Origin of the sequence: Vibrio sp. FE10, assembly GCF_030297155.1 — a bacterium.
GTDB classification, from domain to species: Bacteria; Pseudomonadota; Gammaproteobacteria; order Enterobacterales; family Vibrionaceae; genus Vibrio; species Vibrio apostichopi.
The window spans coordinates 2781265-2805253 of record NZ_AP028067.1 but is presented as its reverse complement, the minus strand read 5'-3'; the positions used below and the strand labels follow the sequence as shown (position 1 = coordinate 2805253).

Here is a 23989-nt window from a genome sequence, read left to right as displayed (position 1 = left end):
TAGAGATAGAGAGTTAGGATTGCAGTAAATTTTCTGGGGATATAACGAGGAAGAAAAAAAATATCGTGGCATAGCCGGGGGGACTATACCACGGGTGTCAAGGACACCTTCGCTTGCTGCCGGAGTGATATGGCAAGCCACATCACCTCTGGAATAAAATTAAAGAGAAGTAGTTTCTCTTCGATGGAGTAACTATACGTCTGCCCACTTATTTTACTTATAAAATTAACGACAGATGGCCATGAGAAAACCGACATTATTTTAAGCTATTGATAATTAGTGGTTTTGTGTTGTTTTGGTTGGTTCGTACTAGTGAGGTAGTTCTCGTTGCTTGTTGAAAGTAACGTTTTTGACGTAAACGTTTTTAACGAAATTTACGAGTATGTATTTTCGAAAACATTGATTTCACACAATGGAATTGTGGTCATGTATGTGTATCATGCTCGTAATAACAATCTTTCTCATTATCAGTCACGAATTGGGTACTTATGAAACTCTCACAACTAGAGCAAGGCAAAGCGGCTTCTATTGTTGCACTAACAGGTTTAACACCAGAAGTTAGAAAAAAACTTATGGTCATGGGCATGTTGCCAAAAACCGAGGTGACGTTGATTCGCCGTGCACCTATGGGTGATCCGCTTCAAGTTGAAGTGAGAGGGGTTTCAATCGCCATTCGTGAAAGCATCGCAGAACAAATCGAGGTTATCTAAATGGATTATCAAGTTCTCACCGTTGGTAACCCGAATAGTGGTAAAACAACATTATTTAATGCACTGACTGGTGCCAAGCAGCACGTTGGTAACTGGGTCGGTGTGACCGTAGAAAAAAAGACGGGTGTCTATTCGCACGCTGGTGATCAGTTTCAGCTTACCGATTTACCCGGTATCTACGCGCTAGACAGTGGCAATGACGCGAACAGCATCGATGAGTCTATTGCATCTCGCGCTGTGCTTACTCACCCAGCAGATGTGATCATCAATGTTGTTGATGCGAGCTGTTTGGAAAGAAGCTTATACATGACATTACAATTGCGAGAGTTGGGTCGCCCAATGATCGTTGTATTGAACAAAATGGATGTATTAAAGCGTGAGCGTCAGGTCATTAACCTTAAAGCGCTAGAGAAAGAGCTAGGCTGTCCAGTTCTGAGCTTGTCTGCAAACGACAAAGGCCAAGTGGTTCGCTTTAAAGAACGCCTCCATAAGTTACTTGTTCAAGGTGTGAGCCTTGACCCTATCTCTATCGATTACGACGCAGCATTAGAAGCACTAATCCCTTCTGTTGAATCACAATTTGATGATGCTGATGTATCGCATAGAGCGCTCGCGATTCGTGCTTTAGAAAATGATTACTTGGTTCTAAATGGCCTTGCTCCTCAGCCTCGTACTCAAATTGATAGCGTGCGCCTGAGTGCTGACTTTGATATTGACCTCGCGGTTGCCGATGCAAAATACACTTTTCTACATGACCTTTGTAAGCGTGTTCGCCGCAGTGAAGGCAAGCTAAGCCGAAACTTCACAGAAAAAGCAGACCAATTCATTTTGAACAAGTGGGTCGGTATTCCTTTCTTCTTCGTCATTATGTACTTGATGTTCATGTTCTCTATCAATATCGGTAGTGCGTTTATCGATTTCTTTGATATTGGCGTAGGTGCGTTATTGGTTGATGGTGGCCATCACTTATTAGATGGACACTTACCTGTTTGGCTAGTGACAATCCTTGCCGATGGTATCGGTGGCGGTATTCAAACGGTTGCTACCTTTATTCCGGTAATCGCTGCTCTTTACCTATTCTTAGCGGTACTAGAAAGTTCAGGTTACATGGCGCGTGCTGCATTTGTACTTGATAAAGTAATGCAGAAAATCGGCTTGCCGGGTAAGGCTTTTGTTCCTCTGGTACTTGGTTTTGGCTGTAACGTTCCTTCGATCATGGCAACACGTACTCTTGACCAAGAGCGTGAGCGTAAACTGGCTGCATCAATGGCACCGTTTATGTCATGTGGTGCTCGTCTACCAGTATACGCACTGTTTGCAGCAGCGTTCTTCCCAGGTGCCGGACAAAACGTAGTATTCGCTTTGTACATCATGGGTATTGTTGCTTCTGTGTTCACGGGTCTATTCCTTAAAAATACAATCTATCCTGGCAGCAGCGATAGCTTGGTCATGGAAATGCCGGATTACGAATTGCCAACCGTGCAAAACGTGATGCTAAAAACGTGGCAGAAATTGAAGCGTTTCGTGCTTGGTGCAGGTAAAACAATCGTAATGGTTGTGGCAATCCTGAGCTTCTTGAACTCTCTAGGTATGGACGGAAGCTTTGGTAACGAAGACAGCGAAAATTCAGTGTTGTCTAAAGCTGCGCAAGTTGTAACGCCGGTGTTCCAACCGATTGGTATTACTGAAGAGAACTGGCCTGCAACGGTTGGTATCATCACAGGTATCTTTGCGAAAGAAGCGGTTGTCGGTACATTAAATAGCTTGTACACGACGCCATCAGACGAAGAAGCGGCTGAATTCGATTTAGCGGCAAGCCTGCAAGAAGCGGTAATGACTATCCCTGAAAATCTATCTGGCTTGAGCTATTCAGATCCGCTAGGTATTGAAGTGGGTGACTTATCAGATTCGGGCTCTGTGGCTGCAGACCAAGAAGTTGACTCATCTATCTTTGGTAACCTGAAAGACAAATTTGTTTCTGGTCATGCTGCATTTGCTTACTTAATCCTAATCTTGCTTTACACACCTTGTGTCGCAGCGATGGGTGCTTATGTTCGTGAATTTGGTCAGATGTTTGCGCGTTTTATCGCGGTTTGGACAATGGCACTTGGCTATTTCGGTGCGACCTTCTATTACCAAGCGGCAAACTTCGCTGCTCACCCAGTTAGTAGTGCGGTATGGATGGTTGTGATTGCTGGTGGCTTTGTACTGACCTATCGAGTCTTCAAGAAAGTCGGCAGTAAGCAGAAAGCATTAGAGGTGCAAGTAGTATGATCTTAACTGAACTTCATCAATACATTGATAACGAGGGCGTTGCAGCTCGCAGTGAACTTGCGTCTAAGTTTGGTATGAGCGAAGACGGTGTCGATGCGATGCTGAGTGTTTGGGTCAAGAAAGGGAAAGTTTCCCGCTTGGTCGATACCAACAAGCATGGCCATACAACACGTATTCGTTACACCATCAGCAAACAAGATGGTCTGTCACTGAATGTGATGATGTAGTTCTGGTTTCATACTCTCGTTGAAATGGCGAGATTAGACAATAAAAAAGCCGCTCACCTATTTTTAGATGAGCGGCTTTTTGTCATGTGTCTTTCCTGAACTGTCTTGCTTTAAAGCGTAATGAGATGAACTCGAGTTACGCTTTCTTGAAGATAGAGCTCAATGACAGAACATTTTGGATGCGAGTATGGATTGCTGCTTGTTCTTCTTCACTGCGCTGTTCACCTTTGGTATTGCCCCATACAGGGCCTGGCCATGCGATGTCGTCTTTGAAGCGTGCAATATGATGAATGTGCAGTTGTGGCACCATGTTACCCAGCGCGCCTAGGTTTAGCTTGTCTGGTTGGAATGTCGCTTCTAATGCTTGGCTTACCGCTTGAGATTCAAGCAAGAACTGCTGTTGTTCTTTCATTGGCAGATGGTGCAGTTCTTTTAGGTTGGCACGTTTTGGTACCAAGATAACCCAAGGCACTGCGCTGTCTTTGCTTAGCAGTGCCAAGCTTAGTGGAAATTCGCCGATAAGCGTGGTGTCTTTTGCTAACTGTGGGTGAAGTTCAAAGCTCATTATTATTATCCATTTCGATTTCTTGAATTCAGTATACGTTAGATAAAACAAAAGGTTGATGCTCTCACATCAACCTTTGTATTTATTCATTGTAACCCGGAGGGAATTACATACGCTCTAGAGTTTCGATACCTAGAAGCGACAGGCCTTGCTTGATAGTCTTCGCTGTTAGTGCAGCAAGCTTCAGGCGGCTCTGTTTAACGGTTTCGTCTTCAGCCACAAGGATAGGGCATGCTTCGTAGAAGCTAGAGAATTGACCAGCAAGTTCGAACAGGTAGCTACACATGATGTGTGGTTGACCTTCACGAGCAACAGACTGTACCGCTTCTTCAAATTGTAGAAGTTTCGCGATAAGTGCTTTCTCTTTCTCTTCAGTGATTTTGATTTCACCTTCAAGAGAGTCCATAGAAATGCCTGCTTTAGCAAAGATTGAAGCGACACGAGTGTACGCGTACTGCATGTACGGTGCTGTGTTGCCTTCAAATGCCAGCATGTTTTCCCAGTCGAACACGTAATCAGTGGTACGGTGCTTAGAAAGGTCTGCGTATTTAACAGCCGCCATAGCAACTGTGTTCGCGATGGTTTTTTTCTCGTCTTCTGCTAGCTCAGGGTTTTTAGATTCAATTAGCTGAGTTGCACGTACTTCTGCTTCATCCAGAAGATCAGCAAGACGAACTGTACCGCCTGCACGAGTTTTAAATGGCTTACCATCTTTACCTAGCATCATGCCGAATGCGTGGTGCTCAAGAGATACAGACTCAGGAACATAACCCGCTTTACGAACGATAGTCCAAGCTTGCATTAGGTGTTGGTGCTGACGAGAGTCAATGAAGTAAAGTACGCGATCTGCGCCCAGTTCTTCGAAACGGTATTTAGCACAGGCAATATCGGTTGTGGTGTAAAGGAAGCCACCGTCACGTTTTTGCACGATAACGCCCATAGGGTCGCCGTCTTTGTTTTTGTATTCGTCTAGGAATACAACTTGTGCGCCGTCAGACTCTTTTGCTAGGCCTTGTGCTTGTAGATCAGCAACGATGTTTGAAAGCATGTGGTTGTACATACTTTCACCCATCACATCATCACGTGTCAGTGATACGTTTAGGCGATCGTAGTTACGTTGGTTTTGAACCATAGTTACGTCAACCAGCTTTTTCCACATTTCAGCGCAGTATGCGTCGCCGCTTTGCAGTTTCACTACGTAGCCACGTGCTTTTACTGCGAATTCTTCGTCTTCGTCGTAAAGCTTTTTAGATTCACGGTAGAACTGTTCAAGATCTGAAAGCTCCATTGAAACTTCGCCAGTTTCAGCTTGGATACGCTCAAGGTTTGCGATAAGCATACCGAATTGAGTACCCCAGTCACCAATGTGGTTAGCACGGATAACTTTATGACCTAAGAACTCAAGTGTACGAACAACAGCATCACCGATGATCGTTGAACGTAGGTGGCCAACGTGCATTTCTTTTGCAACGTTTGGTGCAGAGTAGTCAGCAACAATGGTTTGTGCTTCAGCTGCTGCAACACCAAGGCGAGAGTCAGCCAGTGCTGAGTCTGCTTGTTGTGCTAGGAATGCTTCATCTAGGAAGATGTTTAGGAAACCTGGACCTGCGATTTCAACTTTAGAAGCGATACCGTCTAGGTTTAGAACGTCCAATACTTTTTGAGCAAATTCTCGAGGGTTAGTGCCTAGTCGTTTAGCAACACCCATAACGCCGTTTGCTTGGTAGTCACCAAATTGTGGTTTTGCAGATTGGCGAACAGCCGCAGGAGAGCCTGCAGGTGCGCCAGCGGCTTCTAGAGCCTGAGATACTTTGTCATTAATCAGTGCTTGGATATTCACACGCGTTTCCTTCAATTCAAGGATGAATAAGAGTGGCCGTTATTTCGTGGGCATTAAATTTGGCTAATTATGCGTCTAGTTAACGATTTAATGCTGAAATGAACAACAGACTCTGTTTAAGTTCACAAAAATGGCGGTAATCATACCAATTTTGAGAGCTTTCTTATAGGCCGGATTGATAGAAAATTCACATTTCCTGAGGGGTTTTTGACAAACAACTTTTGAGAAGCTGAGTTTGTCTATTTAGGTTGTTGAGATAGGGCGTCAATTGAGTGTTTTTTGCAAAAGCAACGCTTGTTGCTGAAAGTAAAACTGATACCATGCAGCCATTATTTGGAGAACAAAGACAATGACGATGAGCCTGAAGCTAGCCGAACTGGAACCACAACAAATGATTGCGCGCCTTGATACGTTTATGGCGAAAATTGAGAACCTAGGAAATACATTGGGTTTGGATTTAAGCTTTGCTCAAGCGGATCATATTGCACTAAGAATCAATGAAACTGAGCTTGCGAAATCAGCACATCAAGCATGGTCTGAATACGGCTCTACGATTTCAGAAGCGATGATTAACGGTCGTCCCATTGTGGTGTTGGCTTTTGATGAACCATTGCAAAGTCTTGGCTGGAAGATTGAGTGTTTAGAGCTTCCGTATCCTGCAGAAGGTAAAATTTACCCATCTCAAGACTGGGAGCATGTTGAGTTTGTGATTCCTTCTCATGCGCAAACGGCCGACGAGTATCTAGCGGATCTTAAAGAAACCTACCCACAGTTCGCCGTTAAGTTTGAAACTTTTGCTGAGCAAGGTATTAAGATAAAACTCTCTAGCCCGAAAGGCGAGGGTGAACGTTTGAATAACCCAACGGTTGCATTCAAGCATCAAGGGATTTGCATCAAACTGCATCCACACTCTTTGAAGAAGATTGTTGAATCTGAACAAGCTTAATTTGACTTGGGTAAGTTCTTAGAAGGGAATCTCTAAAAGCTAGTCTGATAACCAGATATAAAAAATGCGCAACGGGTTAAGCCTGTTGCGCGTTTTTTATTGGGTTCGAACTGGAAGTCTTACTGTAAATCGCTTTTAAGCCCCGACTTACAGAATTACAGTCTTGTTGCCGTAAACAAACACATGATCATTGATCACTTTGTTTAGAGCCTTACTCAATACGTTCTTCTCGACGTCACGACCCGCTTGAGCCATGTCTTTCGCGCTGAAGTTGTGATCCACTGGAATAACATCTTGCTTGATGATCGGGCCTTCATCGAGATCGTTTGTCACGAAGTGCGCCGTTGCACCAATGATTTTTACGCCGCGCTCATAAGCTTGCTGGTATGGTTTAGCACCAATGAATGCTGGCAAGAAGCTGTGGTGGATGTTGATGATTTTGTGGTTGTACTTCTCAACAAAACCCGGAGTCAGTACTCGCATGTATTTAGCAAGAACTAGATAGTCCGCCTCATACTGGTCAATCACTTCAAGCATCTTCTTTTCATGTTCTTCACGGTTTAATCCCTCGTGAGAAACATGATGGTAAGGAATATCAAAACGCTCGGTTAAGCTTTGTAGGGTATCGTAATTGCCAACAACAGCGGCAATTTCGACATCCAAACTGCCATCGAAGTTCTTCATCAGAATATCGCCAAGGCAGTGAGCTTCTTTAGTCACGAGTATCACTACACGCTTGCGAGATGAATCAACAAGCTTACGTTTTGTCTTTTCTGGTAGCGCTTGATCTAAATCGGCAAGTAAGGTTTCGTCATTGAAGTAACCCTCTAGCTCGGTACGCATAAAGAAGTGGCCACTAGTGTTATCAACGAACTCATTGTTGTGAATAATATTGAGTTGGTGCTTGTAACAAATGTTGGTGATCTTTGAGATGAGGCCTGGGGCGTCAGTACAATGTGTTAATAAAGTTTTTCTTTCCATTTGCATCTTACTTCCATGAATGTTGCACTTATTATATGCAATCGGGATTCTTCAAATTTAATGCAGGCTGTCGAACGGTGAACTGAGCCGCAATATCACCGTTATAATTAATCTATTATCAATTTGGTTTCAACAAAATCTACCGTTCATTTAGGGGATTAATAAATTGAGAGGCTTAATAAATTCAGGTAGAGGTTAGATTTCTGACGGTTTTAACCGACATTCTCGGTCAAGTCCCACTAGAGCGAGCCAACATTTTCAGCCATGCATAGGTGATCATTTATGGATAAAGAGTTACTAGCGAAAAAGTTATATTGTAAGCGTGTAAATTCATTAGTTGGTGATGTTCAGGTGGACGGCAACGTTCTTGATGAAATGTGGGAAAGCAAAGCCTCTCCGACTGATGCTGCTAAAGCCATGCAATCAAGTGATACCGACTTTACTGGTGCGCCTTGGTTGTCTCGTTATTTGAATCGTAAGTAGTTAAACAACCCTTTCATTTGTTTTGGGCTAGGTTGATAAGAAGGACTTAGCCTGCCATGTTCTATTCGATAGACACCTCCGGTGCGCAGTCATTTCTGATTCGCACCGGCTCACTAAACCTGCCATAATTCGCCTTCTATTTTTCTAAACCACGTACTCTATGATATCTAAAACGTTTTCTGCTGATGGTGCTCTGGGTAAAGCGATCCCTGGGTTTCAACCACGACAAGCTCAGTTGGACATGGCTGAAGCGGTCTCACAAGCCATTGAGCAACAAAGCCAATTGGTTGTTGAGGCAGGGACAGGTACCGGTAAGACGTTTGCTTACCTCGTGCCAGCGCTGCTAAGTGGCAAGAAAACCATCATTAGTACGGGGTCTAAAAACCTTCAAGAGCAGCTGTTTCATCGTGATTTACCGTTAATGGTCGATGCGCTTGGCTTTTATGGTCAGGTTGCCCTGCTGAAAGGTCGCTCAAACTATTTGTGTTTAGACCGCTTGAGCCGCCAGATGATCGAAAGTCATGGAACTCATACCGATCCGACATTGTTAGCGCAGTTGGTGAAAGTGCGCAGCTGGTCGTCGGCGACTCAAACTGGTGACTTAGGTGATTGCGATGATATTGCTGAAGATAGCCCGGTTATTCCAACCATTACCTCAACTAACGACAACTGCTTAGGTAAAGAATGCCCAAGCTACACCGATTGCTTTGTGCTGAAAGCGCGTAAAAAAGCGATGGATTCAGATGTTGTCGTAGTAAACCACCACCTGTTCCTCGCGGATTTAGCGATTAAAGAAACTGGGTTTGGTGAGCTTATTCCAGAGGCTGATGTGTTTATTTTCGATGAAGCGCACCAACTTCCTGATATCGCCAGCCAGTATTTCGGACAATCAGTATCAAGCAGACAAATCCAAGAATTAGCCAAAGACATTGAAATCGCTTACCGCACTGAAGCTAAAGACATGCGTCAGCTGCAAAAGGTTGGCGAGAGGCTCATTCAATCAGCTGCTGACCTACGCATTGTGCTCGGTGATACGGGCTTTCGTGGCAATTGGCGTGAAGCATTGAAGTCAGAGTCGATTGCGAGAGAGCTAGTTCGCCTACAAGATGCGTTGCAACTGGCTGTCGATGTCTTGAAATTAGCATTGGGTCGAAGCCAGTTGTTAGACACGGCCTTCGAGCGCGCAACTATGATTAAGTCGCGTATCGAACGTGTATGTGATGTGTCGATTACCGGTTATTCTTATTGGTATGACACGACGCCAAGACAATTTGCTTTGCACATCACACCGCTTTCAGTTGCCGATAAATTCCACGAACAAATCGAGCTTAAACCCGGTGCTTGGGTGTTTACCTCAGCAACGCTAGCGGTGTCGGATGATTTCGATCACTTTACCTCTCGACTTGGATTAAAGCCGTCGGCACAGTTTTCATTGCCGAGCCCATTTGATTACCCGAATCAGGCGCGCTTGTGTGTGCCTCGTTACCTTCCAGAGCCAAATAGTCCAGGCTTGGCTGACAAATTAGTCAGAATGCTGGCTCCCGTGATTGAGCAAAACCAAGGTCGCTGCTTCTTCCTGTGTACCTCACACAGCATGATGAAAGAGTTGGGCGAGCGATTCCGTGAAACGCTGACTGTACCCGTTCTATTACAAGGTGAGACCAGTAAGCAAAAAACCTTAGCGGAATTCATGGAATTAGGTAACGCATTGCTGGTGGCCACGGGGGCATTCTGGGAGGGGATCGATGTTAGGGGCGACGCATTAAGCTGTGTTATCATCGATAAATTGCCCTTTACCGCCCCAGACGACCCGTTACTTAAGGCTCGAATCGAGGACTGTAAGCTAAAAGGGGGTGATCCTTTTGCACAAGTGCAGTTACCAGACGCAGTGATTACCTTGAAACAAGGTGTTGGCCGATTAATACGTGATAAGCGTGATAATGGCGCTTTGATTATTTGCGATAACCGCTTGGTGACCCGTGATTACGGTGGTGTATTTTTGGCGAGTTTACCGCCTATCCCACGTACTCGTGACTTAGGGATCATTAAAGAATTCTTAGCTAAAGACCATTCAACCGCTGCTGAGTAATTGGCATTGTTGAGTTTAGCCATTATTTTTAGATTAGATAACGAATATTTGAGACACGAATGAGCGCGAAAATTCTTGCAGTAGATACCGCAACTGAAAACTGTTCAGTTGCACTAGTAATGGGTGACCAGGTGTTCGCACGTAGCGAAGAGGCTCCTCGAGACCATACGAAAAAAATTCTACCTATGGTTGATGAAGTACTGAAAGAAGCGAACATCGCTTTAACAGATATCGACGCAATCGCGTTTGGCCAAGGCCCGGGCAGTTTCACGGGCGTACGTATTGGTATTGGTATTGCTCAAGGCTTGGCTTTTGGTGCTGATTTACCGATGATCGGTGTGTCTACACTGGCAGCGATGGCTCAGGGCAGCTACCGTAAATTTGGTGAAACTCACGTAGCAACAGCGATTGATGCGCGCATGAGTGAAGTGTACTGGGCTCGTTACAGCCGTGAACAAGACGGTCGTTGGACTGCAGTTGATGCTGAATGTGTCACACCTCCAAGCGAATTGGCTGCGCATCTTGAAGTGGATTCTGAGACATGGGCAAAAGTAGGCACCGGTTGGGAAGCGTACACAGAGCACATGGATACACTAGCGATCAACACCAAAGCGTGTGAAGTTCTGTTCCCAGAAGCGCAAGATATGGCGTTCCTTGCTCAATTTGCTTATTCAGAAGGTAAAGCGGTTTCAGCTGAAGAATCTGAGCCAGTTTACCTGCGTGATAAAGTGACTTGGAAGAAACTACCAGGTCGTGAATAAGTCGCTAGTTTGTGAGTAAACTACAATTAAGGCGTGTTGTTTCACGCCTTGTTTTGGTTCTGTCATTCACTTTGCAGAGCCAAAATTAAAACAGATACAAAATCATTAAACTCAGGTACAAAATTCCTTAAGCATGGTTTCAATAAACGGCTTACCTCCTTCTTCGATAGGCAATACATCCAAAACCAATCGAACCAATAAAAAGAACGAGGTAAAAAAAGGCGATGCAAAAACCTCAGTTGGTCAGCCAACTAAGGTTGCGAATGCTGTCTCGCATTCCATTCGCCAAGTCAAAGAATCTGAGATTCACAAAGCTCAGGTTCAATATGATCTTCCAGAAGGGCGTGGACGACGTGCGATGGAAGAGTATATGGATGTGATGAATCAAGCTAAAAAAGAGGAACTTGCGAAGCTTATTGGAGTCGATATTTATATCTAGCTTCGTGCTTTTATTTATCCTGTTCTAAGGACCAGCATTATGTTTTCTCTCATTTCTAAATCTCGCTTATTTTTCCTTGTCGCTTTCTCTTCGATGGTGATGGGCTGCTCCTCTTTACCTGAAGAACTTAATGCAAACTCTGAACAAGTCGTAACGGACTACCAAGAGTGGGTCAACACAGTGCCAGACGCTGGTGATGTTCGCTTAGGTGGTGTGATTGCTAAAGTCACTAACATGCAAGATAAGACTCGTGTTGAAGTGGTTAACTTACCTATCTCAAGTAACGGTAAGCCAGATATTGATGCCGAGCCAAAAGGGCGTTTTGTCGCTTACATTGATGGGTATGTTGAACCATTAAGCTTTTCTGAAGGCCGTTTAGTGACCTTAGTGGGTAAATCGAATGGCACTGAAGATGGCACCATTGGTGATTATCCTTATACCTTCCCAGTGATGAACGTTTACAATCAACGCTTGTGGCAGATAACGGAACGAGTCGTCATCAACGACTTTGCTCCAACGTATTACTCTTGCCGAAGCTTGCACTGTCGTAGTTTTCAGACAATGCCTAAGCACGGACGTGTGATTCAAGACGTGGAATAGTCGGGTTATGTGAACTCGATGAATTGAACAATTTAAGGGCGACAAACTCTCGATGATTGAAAAGTCATATTCCCTTGCGAGCGGGACGCTTGCAACACAACAGATAGGTAACCCAGAAACGACCGCTACGACGGTCGTTTTTATTCATGGGTGGTTAGATAACTCCGCGAGTTTTTCTTCTGTTATCTCGAATCTAGAAGCACTTTCACCAAACTCTCACCTAGTTGCGATAGATCTCTTTGGTCATGGCTTCTCATCGCATAAGTCGGGCAGTTACTATCCGTTTCACGACTATATTGATGATTTGCATCAGTTGGTGATTAAATTATCACCAAACAGACTGGTACTAGTAGGACATTCACTTGGTGCATTGATCGCAAGTTGTTATAGTGCCGCCTTTCCTGAAAAGGTGTCAGGATTAATTCAAATTGAAGGTCACGGACCTCTTTCTGAAGCTCCCTACGAAACAGTCTCTCGCTTGAGGGATGGGGTACTCAGTCGTCTTCGACAGCGAAGAAAGCCTTCACGTCCTCTAGCAAGTCTTGAGGATGCTATTAAGCTGAGAGCTCACGCCAACCAAATCAAAGCAGAACTTATTGCTCCTATTGTTGAACGAGGAATCGTTGAGCTAAGTACTGTTGATCGAGCTGTTGTTGCTCAAGCTGCTTTTGATCAAGCGACAGTAGATCAAGTTGCTCTTAGTCAGGCGATTGATGACCAAGGTATTGCCGAGTTCGATAACTCTTGGCAATGGCAATGGCGATGCGACCCTAACCTAAAATGTGACTCGTTATATCGAATGTCACAAGCGCATGCTGAAGCGATCATGGCGGCTATTGAATGCCCTCAATTAATAGTTTTAGGAAATGATGGATTCCGACATTTGCAGCATAATCGCTACAAATCAGCCCATAGTTCTCTGAATATAGAGACTGTTCCTGGCGGACATCATTGCCATTTAGAGAGCCCAGAGCTAGTTTCAGAGCTAATTCTTGGTGTAGTTAACAAAATTTAAACAAGTGTTTGAGCCTTTTAGTGCTCATGCACTAAAGCTGTGCTGTAATACCGCAATGATAAAAAGCGGCGAAGCAGTCGTCAGCTGATAAACGAGGAGTAACATAGTGGACAAACCTTGGCTTTCACGTTATCCAAGTGACGTACCAGAGACGATCAACCCAGATCAGTACCCATCTCTTATTGAAATGTTCGAACAGTCGGTACAGAAGTACGCAGACCAACCAGCATTCGAGAACATGGGATCTATCATGACATTCCGTAAGCTTGAAGAGCGCAGTCGTGCTTTTGCTGCTTACTTGCAGAATGATCTAAAACTGAAGAAAGGCGATCGTGTCGCGCTGATGATGCCAAACCTGCTGCAATACCCAATTGCACTCTTTGGTGTACTGCGTGCAGGTATGATTGCAGTGAACGTCAACCCACTGTACACGCCTCGTGAACTTGAACACCAATTGAATGACTCTGGCGCAAAGGCGATTGTTATCGTTTCTAACTTTGCGAGCACGCTAGAAAAAGTCGTTGATAAAACTCCGGTTAAACATGTTGTGCTAACCAGCTTGGGGCAAATGCTGCCACGAGCAAAAGGTACGATTGTCGACTTCGTAGTGAAATACGTAAAAGGCATGGTGCCTAAGTACGACCTGCCGGGTGCTATCTCATTCAGAAAAGCACTGCATAAAGGCCGTCGCCTACAATACGTGAAGCCATTTATGGCTGGCGATGACATCGCATTCCTACAGTACACCGGTGGTACAACGGGCGTAGCGAAGGGCGCAATCCTAACGCACCGCAATATGATTGCGAACGTACTTCAAGCGAAAGGGGCATACAGCCCGGTACTGCAAGAAGGCCGTGAATTGGTGGTAACGGCATTGCCGCTTTACCACGTGTTCGCACTGACTGTGAACTGCTTACTGTTTGTTGAGATGGGTGGTCGTAACCTTCTGATTACTAACCCTCGTGACATTCCAGGCTTTATTAAAGAGCTACAAAAGGTTCCGTTTACCGCGATTACTGGTGTAAACACCTTGTTCAATGCTTTAGTGAATAACGAAGATTTCCACGAGCTGGATTTCAGTAACATGCGTTTATCTGTTGGCGGTGGTATGGCGGTTCAACGCGCTGTTGCTGAGCAATGGAAGAAAGCGACAGGTGTCCACCTACTGGAAGGCTATGGTTTAACCGAATGTGCTCCTCTGGTAACAGGTAACCCATACGATCTGAAAGACTACACAGGTGCAATCGGCCTACCAGTACCATCAACAGAAGTTCGTATTGTTGATGATGAAGGTAAAGTGGTTGGCAATGACCAAGTGGGTGAATTGCAGGTTCGTGGTCCTCAAGTGATGCAAGGCTACTGGCAACGTCCAGAAGCGACTAAAGAAGTGATCGACCAAGATGGTTGGTTATCGACGGGTGATATCGTTAAGTTTGATGACGAAGGCTTGTTGTACATCGTAGACCGTAAGAAAGACATGATTCTTGTGTCTGGCTTCAACGTTTACCCGAACGAGATTGAAGACGTAGTGGCTCTGCATGGCAAAGTGTTGGAAGTTGCGGCTATCGGCCAACCTCATGAAGTGTCTGGTGAGTTAGTTAAGATTTACGTGGTGAAACGTGACCCTAGCCTAACCAAAGAAGATATTATCGCGCACTGCCGTGAACACCTAACAGGCTACAAGATCCCTAAATTGATTGAGTTCCGTGAAGAACTACCAAAAACCAATGTAGGCAAAATCTTGCGCCGAGTGCTTCGTGAAGAAAACGACGCAGAGCTTGCCAAACGCGCAAGTGAGTAATGCTCGGGTTTGCGAGAAATGAGCACCCGAAACCATTCAGGCGCTTAATCTAAGCGAGCGCTGAAAAATGGTGTTAGAATGCCGACAGTTAATGTCGGCATTTTTGTATCCGGCGATCAAAGTAAAATCAGTGAGAGTTTTTGTGGATTATCAAATCATTACCCAAGTTAAAGACCTTGAGCGAGTTTGCCAACAAGCACGTGAAGCCGATGTTGTTATGCTTGATACAGAGTTCGTTCGTACAAGAACCTATTACCCTCAATTAGGCTTAATTCAGTTATTTGATGGTGAAACGCTGTCACTGATTGATCCTATTGCTCTTGATGAAATGACACCGTTTGTTGGGCTGTTGAAAGACACGTCAGTACTGAAAGTGTTGCATGCGTGTGGCGAAGATCTGGAAGTTTTCCAGAACGCATTTGGTTGTACGCCAACACCAATGGTGGATACGCAGATCATGGCGGCCTTCTTAGGTCATGGTCTTTCAACTGGCTTTGCAGCTCTGGTTTCTGAGTTTGTAGGCGTTGACCTAGATAAGAGTGAATCTCGTACTGATTGGCTAGCGCGTCCGCTTTCTCAAAAGCAACTCGACTACGCAGCAGCAGACGTTCACTACTTGATGCCAATGTACAACAAGCTTCTAGAAAAAGTGATGGAAGCGGGCTGGTGGGAAGCAGCGCAGCAAGAGTCTGATTTACAAGTGGCAAAGCGCATCCGTAAAGCAAACCCAGACAACGCTTACCTTGATATCAAAGGCGCGTGGCAGCTCAAGCCTCAGCAACTAGCTATTTTAAGACCGCTAGCAACTTGGCGTTTAAAAGAAGCGATCAAGCGTGATTTAGCGTTGAACTTTGTCTTTAAAGAGCAAGACTTATGGGCCGTGGCTCGATTTGCAATGAAAGACCCTAAGCATATGGAACAGGAAGGTTTTGATTACCGCTCTGTACGTCGCCATGGTGCGAAGATCAGCTCTATCGTGAAGTTAGCTGAGCATACGCCAGAAGAAGAATACCCAGCGCCAGTAGAACGTCTAATGGACTACCCAGGTTACAAGCAACTCTTTAAAGTGTTGAAAGATGAAGTGAAAACAGCATCGCAACACAGTGGTTTAGCGACGGAATTTTTGGCGTCGAAGAAGCAACTTAATCAAGTGTTAAGCTGGATTTGGAAGTACGATCGTAATCCAGAGAAGCTACCTGATGTAATGCAAGGTTGGCGTCTAGACGTAGTAGGCGAGAAGCTAAACAAAGCAATCAAATAACTGTATATCTATATCTTAAGCAAGCAACGAATGCTTTAGAGATAAAAGTTTCAGACACAAAAAAGAGAGCCTAGGCTCTCTTTTTTATTGAAGATTGATAAGCACAGCTCAGGCTCTACTTATCGATCTTCTTCTGGAAGCTTAACGTTCAGCTCTAATACGGAGATGTCGTCATCTTTGTGTTCGAAAGTCAGATCAACCATTGATGGATCGACTTCCACATACTTCGCAATACACTTCAAGATGTCTTCTTTCAGTTGCGGCAAGTATGATGGTGCAGGGTCGTCATGGCTGCGTCGCTCAGCAACAATGATCTGCAAACGCTCTTTGGCTAGGTTTGCGGTTGTCTTTTTTTGTGGTCTGAAAAACTCTAGTAATGACATTGCGTATTAGCCCCCGAACAGTCTTTTGAAGATGCCTTTCTTCTGTTCCGTTAAGAAACGGAAGTCCACTTGGCTACCCAGTAGTCGCTCTACAGTATCATTGTAAGCCATACCTGCATCGGTTGCTTCGTCAAAGATAACCGGAACACCCTTGTTTGATGCGTTCAGTACTGCTTGGCTCTCTGGAATCACACCCAGTAGAGAGATGTGCAGGATTTCTTCAACGTCTTCAACACTGAGCATCTCACCTTGAGTTACACGTGCTGGGTTGTAGCGAGTCAGTAGAAGGTGCGTTTTCACTGGCTCTAATCCGTCTTCTGAACGACGAGACTTTGAGTCAAGAATACCTAGAATACGGTCTGAATCGCGTACAGAAGAGACTTCAGGGTTGGTGGTTACAATCGCTTCATCAGCAAAGTAAAGCGCCATTAGAGCACCTTGCTCGATTCCAGCAGGAGAATCACAGATGATGAAATCAAAGCCCATTTCATCCAGTTCATCGAATACACGACGAACGCCATCTTTCGTCAATGCGTCTTTATCACGAGTTTGAGAAGCAGGAAGAATGAACAGGTTCTCTGTGCGCTTGTCTTTGATCATTGCTTGGTTCAGCGTCGCTTCACCATTGATCACGTTAACGAAGTCGTACACAACGCGACGCTCACAACCCATGATTAGATCTAGGTTACGCAGACCGATATCAAAATCGATAACCGCTGTTTTCTTCCCTTTCAGAGCTAAGCCAGAGGCAATAGCTGCACTGGAGGTCGTTTTGCCCACCCCGCCTTTACCTGACGTTACAACGATAATGCGTGCCATTCTTTTTTCCTTTTATTTCTCTTATATTGCGAGGACATCAACGTGTAATACATCGTTTGCCATACTGAACATGGTTTTCTTTTGCCAGTACTCGCTATCAATTTGATCGCTGAGCCAGTAATTTCCTGCAATGGAAACCAGCTCGGCTTGTAAATCATTACAAATTATTTTTGCTTCAGTTTGACCACTTGCCCCTGCAATCGCGCGACCGCGTAGCGTGCCGTGAATGTGGATGCTGCCATCGGCAATCACTTCCGCACCTGCACTTACATGGCTAAGAATCAGCAAATCACCATCTTTGGCATACACTTGCTGACCAGAACGAATCGGGGTTCTCACCACCTTTATCGGAGCCATCTTCGCCGGAGCTTGAGAAGGCGATTTGCTCGCTGTCATAACGGCAAAACCTGCATCTCTGGCTAAGTTTTGCATGCGCTTATCTGAGCAACCTGCCACACCAACCGGGATCATACCCGCTTGAGATATGCCATTTTTGAGCTGTACGAAATCAATATCGCCAGCTACTTTACTAATGTTGATAACAACAGGAGCCGCGGCAAAAAAAGTAGGTGCTTGGTCTACCTTCTCTTGAAGAAAAGACACTGCATTTTCGACTTGATCATCGGATAAGTGCAAAACAGATAGCGTGAAACTGCTACCTTTTAGATCTGGGTTACTAGACATCGAAAAACTACAGGACCTCAATTGCGAATAGGTACAATTTCTTTCATCTTAAAGATAAAGGGCATTGCCTGAAACTAGGTTTATCATGTTATATTCCCAAACCAAGCACAGCAAGTAATCTTGTTGTCAAATAAACGTTTTGTCCCCAATAATTCATCAACATAAACTATTGAACTCACAAGTGAGAGTTTTGTAGCCATAAACATTTAAAAAAGGTTTGTCATGCTGTGTTCTATATATAAAAGTTCAAAAAAAGAAGGAACATACCTTTATATCCCGAAAAAGGATGATTTCTCACAAGTCCCTGACGCACTGATGCAAATGTTTGGTAAACCTAGCTTTGTAATGGTAATTAAAATGGAAGGCCGCACGCTTGCCCAAGTCAGCATCGAAAAAGTGAAAGAGTCACTAAAAAACGATGGTTTCTTTTTGCAGGTTCCGCCTCCGCCGGTTAACGAACTTGAACTGCATAAAGAGCGTAAAGCTCAGCAAAATGTTCAAGACGAAGAGTGATAGCCACCTAATTCAAGGAGGAATGATCGTTGAGTAAATTTTCTAAGACCCTATTAGCCGTGTCAGCATTGCTGTTGGGTAATAGCCTGACTATCGGTTCAGTACAGGCTGAAGAGCTTAGCTTTGAACAATATGTAGAAAAGCTAAAGCAGCAAGGCCGTGAACAAGGCATTTCTGAAGCGATCATTGAAGAAGCCTTTGATGGTGTGACGTTTAAGCCGAGAGCTGTCAAAGCTGATAAGAACCAACCTGAGAAGAAACTGACTCTGGATGAATACATTCCACGAGCGGTGCCAGATTGGAAAGTGAAACAGGCAAGATCGCTCTATAAGGAACACTATACAGCGTTAAAGCGTATTGGTGACGAGTACGGTGTTCAACCAAGGTTCATTGTCGCTCTATGGGGCGTAGAAAGTAATTTTGGCAAGTTCACGGGTAATTACAGTGTTATCGATGCTTTAACCACCATGGCTTACGAAGGGCGCAGAGAAGCGTTGTTCCGTAGCGAAGCGATGGCAGCGTTAACGATTCTTGACCAAGGCCATATTGCACCCAAAGAGATGAAAGGCTCTTGGGCTGGCGCGATGGGGCAGCCTCAGTTTATGCCAAGCTCATTCTTAGCTTATGCCGCTGACGGTAACGGCGACGGTAAGAAAGATATTTGGGGCACTGAAGAAGATGTATTTGCTTCGGCGGCTAATTATCTCAGCCAATCAGGTTGGGATGACAAATATACGTGGGGCCGTCAGGTTCATGTTCCGGCAAGCGTGTCTATCGAGATGCAAGGCCGAGGTGAAGACAAAGCGAAATACTTAAAAGAGTGGTCTGAACTCGGTATTAAACGCTTTGACGATCGTCCATTACCAACGCTTGATGAAGATATTAAAGCTTGGCTAATTATGCCAGACGATGAAACCGGCCGTTCGTACCTCATTTACAACAACTACAATGTGTTAATGAAGTGGAATCGTTCTTACTACTTTGCGTTGGCGGTCAGCCACCTAGCAGATAGAATTAAGTTTGATTAGTCGACCTAATTTGGTTAATTGATTTAGGTCGCTTTGATAGCATTTGGCCTACCATAGGCAGAACGAACTAAAGGACTCTTCGGAGTCCTTTTTCTTTTATATTTCAGAGATTTTTAAAGGTGGTCTTGTGCTAACAGATAGAGCCGCACAGATGGTGATATTCCATGCGTTAATCAAGCATGAAGGCTTTACCAGTGCAGCAAAAAGTTTGAATGTGTCGGTGTCTCACATCAGTAAGCAGGTTGCTTTGCTCGAAGACTCGATAGGTATCAAGCTAGTGCAAAGAACCACACGCAGCCTGACACTAACCGAAGCAGGGGAAGTGTTCTATCAGCACTGTGAGCAGCTGTTCAACACCGTGAAAGCGGCTCAAATGGATATGGACAGCCAGCGAGATGATATCTCAGGGATATTGCGAGTAGGCTTGTCACAGTCATTTGGCACACTGCATATCATTCCTGCGATTGATCAGCTCAGACAGCTCTATCCGCAGCTGAGAATCGAAGTGCATTTGTTCGACTACAAAGTGGATATGATTGAAGAGCGTTTGGATCTCTGGATCACCAACAATGAAGATTTGCCTGAAGGTTATATTGCGCAGCGCTTAGCCGATAGCCAGTTTGTGGTGGCGGCATCACCGGATTATCTGATCAAGGCAGGGACTCCTCATGTGCCATCTGATCTTATTGACCATAACTGCCTTATCTATCGCAGCCGTGAACGAGACTACACATCGTGGGCATTTGATAACGGCCAAGAAAACCTCAGCGTTAAAGTGGCGGGCGATTACTCAGTGGATTTGGCTGAAGCGGTACGAGACGCGGCTGTGTCAGGCTGGGGAGTTGCTTATCTGGCGACTTACTTAGTCAAAGAAGAGTTTAGGACAGGTAAGCTCATCCAAGTATTACCGGAGTGGCGAGCGAGCCAATTGATGCCATTTTACGCTGTATATCCGAGTAGAAAGAACATGCCGAAGAAGCTTTCAGCTGTGATTGAGTTCATTAAAGATCATATCGGATCGCCGACTTATTGGGATGAAAACCTCAAAACCTGTGTTGAGCTGCACCGTTAACTGTTTCCTAATCTATAAATATAATTTCCATATGGAAAAAGTATGCTTTTTAAGCAAGTTAAATCATTAAAATTCAATGCTTTAATATAATCATAGGTGAGGCAGTGATAATCCCAACATCACATTAACAACCGCACCTTGCCGCAAACGATTTCCTCTATACAATGCGTCGCCTTTCCTACCTACAACTTTTAGGTTGACGCATATGGCTTCCCTACTTGGAATTATCACTATTTTAGTAGCCGCTTGGTTACTATCTACGGACAGAAAAAATATTCCGCTAAGAACCGTCTCTTTGGCTTTCTTACTGCAAATTTCATTCGCGCTATTGGTTCTTTATGTGCCAATGGGTAAAGAAGTGCTGAATGCAGCTACTGGTGCGGTGTCTAGCTTGATCAACTACGGTCAAGAGGGGATTAACTTCCTATTTGGTGGCCTCACGAATAACGGATTTGTTTTCGCTATTAACGTTCTCGGTATCATTATCTTTTTCTCTGCACTGATTTCAGGTTTGTACCACATCGGCTTTATGCCAAAGGTGATCAACCTTATCGGCGGTGCTTTGCAAAAGTTCTTAGGTACAGGTCGTGCGGAATCACTGTCTGCTACTGCGAATATTTTTGTTGGCATGATCGAAGCGCCATTGGTGGTTAAACCTTACTTGAAGCATATGACGGATTCACAGTTGTTTGCCGTGATGGTGTGTGGTTTAGCTTCTGTTGCTGGTGGTACGTTAGTGGGTTATGCATCGCTTGGTGTTGATTTGAATTACCTTATCGCTGCGGCATTCATGTCTGCACCTGCTGGTCTATTGATGGCCAAGATTTTGGTACCAGGCAGCGCAGATGAGGCTCAAGAAAATATTGAGTCTGACGTTGAAATTCCACGAGCAACAAACGTAGTTGAGGCAATGGCAGATGGGGCTATGTCTGGACTTCGTATTGCCGTTGCAGTGGGTGCGACACTTCTGGCCTTTATCAGTGTGATTGCAATGCTGAATGGTTTGTTAGGTATTGTTGGTGGTTGGTTTGGCGTAAACCTAAGCTTCGAACTTATCCTAGGTTATGTGTTCGCACCCGTTGCATGGCTGATCGGTGTGCCGTGGTCTGAGGCTGTGGTTGCTGGTTCGCTGATCGGTAACAAAATCGTTGTCAACGAGTTTGTGGCTTTCATTCAGTTAATGGACGTAAAAGACGCATTGAGTGAACACTCAAAAGCGATCGTTACTTTCGCGCTATGTGGTTTTGCCAATATCTCTACGATGGCAATTCTGATTGGTGGTTTGGGCAGCTTAGTTCCAGAGCGTCGTTCTTTCATCTCACAATACGGCTTTAAAGCGATTTGTGCGGGTGTACTTGCCAACTTAATGAGCGCAGCGATTGCTGGTGTGGTGCTTTCTCTTTAAGTCCCTCTTCGTTAATTGATGAGTGTTTTCTAACTGGGTTCTAAGTACCCAGTTAGATTTTTAATACTGTGTTGCCCCATAAGTAAAGTGACTGATTAATCACAATAATATTCGGTTAGTGTGATAAAGAGATCCTATAGTGTAATGACGTAGTTTTTCTTATTCAGTTAATAAGTTTGTACCACAGGGTGTGGTGCAAACCTTTTAGGGGCATAAATGGATTTGTCGATTACTTCATCCTTGGCGTTAATTGGACTGCTGTCTTTAACGTGTCAATTGTTAGGCTGGCGCTTACGTCTACCTGCTATTCTTCCTCTTCTTATTGTCGGTCTGCTTTTAGGTCCCGGTCTCAACATCCTTAATCCCGATGCCATTTTTGGTGACGTGCTATTTCCGCTGATTTCATTAGGTGTCGCCATCATTCTGTTTGAAGGTGCATTGACCCTGAACTTCAAAGAAATAAGAGGTCACGGTCGCATGGTGACGCACCTCGTGAGTTTCGGTATGTTGATTACATGGGCGTGCATTGTCGTTGGTGCTCATTACTTTGTGGATTTCAGTTGGCCATTAGCCGCGTTGTTTGCCGCCTTAGTGGTGGTCACGGGGCCAACCGTTATTGTTCCCATGCTGCGCAGCATTCAACCCAAATCTTCGTTAGGCAGTATCTTGCGCTGGGAAGGGATAGTGATTGACCCGATTGGCGCTCTGTTTGCTGTTCTCGTTTACGAATACATTGTCTCTTCAGCCGATCCTACGGGCCATGTCCTGTCGGCCTTAGGGCTGACTCTGGCCATCGGTTTAGGCTTGGGGATCATCGGTGGCTATTTGATTGCCAAAATGCTGCAAGGGCATTGGGTTCCGCACTATTTGCGGAACGTGGCAGTCCTGACGCTAATGCTGGCGGCGTTCTCTTTTTCTAATGACTTAAGTGAAGAATCTGGCTTATTAACCGTGACCATCATGGGGATTTGGCTTGCCAACGTGAAAGGCTTGGATCTTGAAGATATTATTGAGTTCAAAGAGACCTTAACCGTGTTACTCATTTCTGCCTTGTTTATCTTACTGGCGAGTCGACTCGATTCAGGAACTTTCCTCTCGATAGGTTGGGGCGGTATTGGCTTATTAGCGGTCGTTATGCTGGTGGCTCGCCCGCTGAGTGTGTGGATCAGTGGGATCGGCACGGATCTTACCTCGGCAGATAAATGGTTTTTAAGCTGGATGGCGCCTCGCGGGATCGTCGCGGCTGCGGTTTCTTCTCTGTTTGCTATCAAACTTCAAGAGAAGCAATTGATTGAAGGGGCAGATTTACTGGTGCCAATGGTGTTCTTGGTCATCATCGGTACGGTTGTTATTCAGAGCCTTACCGCAAGTTGGTGGGCAAGAAGGTTGGGTGTGACGCAAGAGAAAGCGCAAGGGGTTATCTTCTTTGGCGCGACTCATTTTGCAAGACAGTTTGCCAAGGTGCTGGCGACACACAACATCAACAGTGTGCTTGCTGATACCAACTGGGAAAGCATTCGTTTGGCGCGTATGGATAACTTGAATGTCTATTTTGGTAACCCAGCCTCAAGCCATGCGGAAAACAATTTGGAATTGGATGGGATAGGGCTCGCGATGATCGTCTCGCCTTATCGTCAAACCAACCCATTAGTCAGCATGCATTATCAAGATGAGTTCGGTGAAAATAAGGTGTTTGAGCTTGAATCGACAGAGACTAAACACGAAAGGCACTCAGTGAGCCGAGATGGCAACAGAAGTCTGTTTTCGGAAGGAATTACCTATTCCAAGCTTAACTCCTTGATGGCTCAAGGTAGCCAAATTAAGAGCACGGGTTTGACCGAAGCATTTGACCTTAATGAGTTTAACGCGCTATATCCTAAAGCGATTCCATTGGGTGTGATTACTGGGGGTGACTTCCGTTTAGTGACACAAGGTTCTGATTTGGAAAAACTCATATCAACGGAGTGTGCGATCATCAGTTTATTGCCACCTTCGGATCAAAATGAAAGAGTTGACACTCCAGATAAGTAGAGAGTGCTCTGTATAAAATCGAGTCGCTGTGTATCAAAAATGAATGGCTCAGTATCAAAAAA

At 44.8% G+C, this 23989-nt stretch carries 23 protein-coding genes; 17 read left to right on the top strand and 6 right to left on the bottom strand.

Going from position 1 to position 23989, the window contains the following annotated elements:
- Positions 1 to 488: 488 nt before the first annotated feature.
- Genes QUF19_RS12465 through QUF19_RS12455 form a run of 3 tightly spaced genes read left to right on the top strand, consistent with a single transcriptional unit; the run spans position 489 to position 3211 of the window.
- A complete protein-coding gene (locus QUF19_RS12465; protein WP_008221191.1) occupies positions 489 to 710 on the top strand; it encodes a FeoA family protein in 222 nt (73 codons plus the stop codon).
- Entirely contained in the window at positions 711 to 2984 is a 2274-nt protein-coding gene (feoB, locus tag QUF19_RS12460) for a Fe(2+) transporter permease subunit FeoB (protein WP_286294259.1), read from the top strand.
- Positions 2981 to 3211, top strand: coding sequence for a FeoC-like transcriptional regulator (locus tag QUF19_RS12455; RefSeq protein WP_004734201.1), 231 nt, complete (start codon positions 2981 to 2983; stop codon positions 3209 to 3211). The genes feoB and QUF19_RS12455 overlap by 4 nt, the downstream gene beginning before the upstream one ends.
- Before the next feature lie 136 nt (positions 3212 to 3347).
- Here the strand turns inward: QUF19_RS12455 and QUF19_RS12450 are convergent, their stop codons facing one another.
- Entirely contained in the window at positions 3348 to 3776 is a 429-nt protein-coding gene (locus QUF19_RS12450; RefSeq protein WP_004734200.1) for an HIT family protein, read from the bottom strand.
- Positions 3777 to 3882: 106 nt separating this feature from the next.
- Entirely contained in the window at positions 3883 to 5616 is a 1734-nt protein-coding gene (gene argS, locus QUF19_RS12445; RefSeq protein ID WP_286294254.1) for an arginine--tRNA ligase, read from the bottom strand.
- Positions 5617 to 5965: 349 nt separating this feature from the next.
- On the opposite strand from argS, the gene QUF19_RS12440 reads away from it, so the two are divergent.
- Complete coding sequence (locus QUF19_RS12440; RefSeq protein ID WP_286294253.1) at positions 5966 to 6562, top strand: VOC family protein; 597 nt, start codon at positions 5966 to 5968, stop codon at positions 6560 to 6562.
- Positions 6563 to 6709: 147 nt separating this feature from the next.
- Here the strand turns inward: QUF19_RS12440 and purU are convergent, their stop codons facing one another.
- Positions 6710 to 7543: a formyltetrahydrofolate deformylase gene (gene purU, locus QUF19_RS12435; RefSeq protein ID WP_026012229.1), complete on the bottom strand. Its 834-nt coding sequence runs from the start codon at positions 7541 to 7543 to the stop codon at positions 6710 to 6712.
- A gap of 282 nt (positions 7544 to 7825) precedes the next feature.
- Between purU and QUF19_RS12430 the strand changes: the two genes are divergently transcribed.
- The 8 genes from QUF19_RS12430 to rnd all read left to right on the top strand — a co-directional run bounded on the left by QUF19_RS12430 (position 7826) and on the right by rnd (position 15992).
- The gene (locus QUF19_RS12430; RefSeq protein WP_017079481.1) at positions 7826 to 8026 is read left to right on the top strand and encodes a hypothetical protein; all 201 of its coding nucleotides are present in this window, start codon (positions 7826 to 7828) and stop codon (positions 8024 to 8026) included.
- Positions 8027 to 8186: 160 nt separating this feature from the next.
- Positions 8187 to 10115: a DNA repair helicase YoaA gene (gene yoaA, locus QUF19_RS12425; RefSeq protein ID WP_099165320.1), complete on the top strand. Its 1929-nt coding sequence runs from the start codon at positions 8187 to 8189 to the stop codon at positions 10113 to 10115.
- Positions 10116 to 10174: 59 nt separating this feature from the next.
- Complete coding sequence (tsaB, locus tag QUF19_RS12420; protein WP_286294246.1) at positions 10175 to 10876, top strand: tRNA (adenosine(37)-N6)-threonylcarbamoyltransferase complex dimerization subunit type 1 TsaB; 702 nt, start codon at positions 10175 to 10177, stop codon at positions 10874 to 10876.
- A 133-nt stretch (positions 10877 to 11009) separates the two neighbouring features.
- Positions 11010 to 11315 carry a hypothetical protein gene (locus QUF19_RS12415; RefSeq protein ID WP_017074520.1) on the top strand — a complete coding sequence of 102 codons (306 nt, stop codon included), beginning with the start codon at positions 11010 to 11012 and terminating at the stop codon, positions 11313 to 11315.
- Positions 11316 to 11354: 39 nt separating this feature from the next.
- The gene (locus tag QUF19_RS12410; protein ID WP_102436317.1) at positions 11355 to 11915 is read left to right on the top strand and encodes a Slp family lipoprotein; all 561 of its coding nucleotides are present in this window, start codon (positions 11355 to 11357) and stop codon (positions 11913 to 11915) included.
- Between the two features lie 52 nt (positions 11916 to 11967).
- Positions 11968 to 12930: an alpha/beta hydrolase gene (locus QUF19_RS12405; RefSeq protein ID WP_286294245.1), complete on the top strand. Its 963-nt coding sequence runs from the start codon at positions 11968 to 11970 to the stop codon at positions 12928 to 12930.
- A gap of 106 nt (positions 12931 to 13036) precedes the next feature.
- Positions 13037 to 14731: a long-chain-fatty-acid--CoA ligase FadD gene (fadD, locus tag QUF19_RS12400; RefSeq protein ID WP_004734190.1), complete on the top strand. Its 1695-nt coding sequence runs from the start codon at positions 13037 to 13039 to the stop codon at positions 14729 to 14731.
- A 142-nt stretch (positions 14732 to 14873) separates the two neighbouring features.
- Positions 14874 to 15992, top strand: coding sequence for a ribonuclease D (rnd, locus tag QUF19_RS12395; RefSeq protein WP_032500282.1), 1119 nt, complete (start codon positions 14874 to 14876; stop codon positions 15990 to 15992).
- Between the two features lie 119 nt (positions 15993 to 16111).
- On the opposite strand, the gene minE is transcribed toward rnd, so the two are convergent.
- The 3 genes from minE to minC are packed head-to-tail and all read right to left on the bottom strand — an operon-like array spanning position 16112 to position 17878.
- Positions 16112 to 16375, bottom strand: a complete 264-nt coding sequence (gene minE, locus QUF19_RS12390; protein WP_010436847.1) for a cell division topological specificity factor MinE — start codon at positions 16373 to 16375, stop codon at positions 16112 to 16114.
- A 6-nt stretch (positions 16376 to 16381) separates the two neighbouring features.
- On the bottom strand, positions 16382 to 17194 hold the full coding sequence (gene minD, locus QUF19_RS12385) for a septum site-determining protein MinD (RefSeq protein WP_009848498.1): 813 nt from the start codon (positions 17192 to 17194) through the stop codon (positions 16382 to 16384).
- Positions 17195 to 17215: 21 nt separating this feature from the next.
- Positions 17216 to 17878 (bottom strand): septum site-determining protein MinC, encoded by a 663-nt coding sequence (gene minC / locus QUF19_RS12380; RefSeq protein WP_004734174.1) that lies wholly within the window; start codon positions 17876 to 17878, stop codon positions 17216 to 17218.
- A gap of 222 nt (positions 17879 to 18100) precedes the next feature.
- Here minC and QUF19_RS12375 point away from each other — a divergent pair, with 222 nt between their 5' ends.
- The 5 genes from QUF19_RS12375 (at position 18101) to QUF19_RS12355 (ending at position 23927) form a co-directional block, all read left to right on the top strand.
- Positions 18101 to 18391 carry a YcgL domain-containing protein gene (locus tag QUF19_RS12375; protein WP_017110315.1) on the top strand — a complete coding sequence of 97 codons (291 nt, stop codon included), beginning with the start codon at positions 18101 to 18103 and terminating at the stop codon, positions 18389 to 18391.
- 29 nt (positions 18392 to 18420) lie between these two features.
- Complete coding sequence (locus QUF19_RS12370) at positions 18421 to 19419, top strand: lytic murein transglycosylase (protein ID WP_102436313.1); 999 nt, start codon at positions 18421 to 18423, stop codon at positions 19417 to 19419.
- Between the two features lie 151 nt (positions 19420 to 19570).
- On the top strand, positions 19571 to 20491 hold the full coding sequence (locus QUF19_RS12365; protein WP_016789605.1) for a LysR family transcriptional regulator: 921 nt from the start codon (positions 19571 to 19573) through the stop codon (positions 20489 to 20491).
- 205 nt (positions 20492 to 20696) lie between these two features.
- On the top strand, positions 20697 to 21896 hold the full coding sequence (locus QUF19_RS12360) for a NupC/NupG family nucleoside CNT transporter (protein ID WP_054547197.1): 1200 nt from the start codon (positions 20697 to 20699) through the stop codon (positions 21894 to 21896).
- A gap of 216 nt (positions 21897 to 22112) precedes the next feature.
- On the top strand, positions 22113 to 23927 hold the full coding sequence (locus QUF19_RS12355) for a cation:proton antiporter (protein ID WP_286294238.1): 1815 nt from the start codon (positions 22113 to 22115) through the stop codon (positions 23925 to 23927).
- Positions 23928 to 23989 lie beyond the last annotated feature (62 nt).